We start from the raw sequence: 207 nt of genomic DNA on the forward strand, positions 1-207 counted from the left end.
TTCATTAGAAAATACTGAAGCAGTCGCGACAGATAAGGGAACCCTTCATCAGTTAAGGCTTAAAGCAGAAGAGTTAAAAAATAAAATCATAGAAGAAAAAAATAACAAGTCTAATTCAACGGAATCAAATTCTAGTAAGAAAGCAACTGGAAGTACTAATCTTGTAGACTCTGTTGTAAGGGTGAATGTCTCGCTCTTGGATAAGAT

1 protein-coding gene is annotated in these 207 nt (G+C 34.3%); it reads left to right on the plus strand.

What is annotated here, in order from left to right; translation table 11 throughout:
- The coding region (locus M901_RS06135) for a hypothetical protein (RefSeq protein ID WP_034720840.1) at nt 1–207 on the plus strand (207 nt) is incomplete at both ends.

Source organism: Bacteriovorax sp. DB6_IX (genome assembly GCF_000447775.1).
Classification (GTDB): Bacteria; Bdellovibrionota; Bacteriovoracia; order Bacteriovoracales; family Bacteriovoracaceae; genus Halobacteriovorax_A.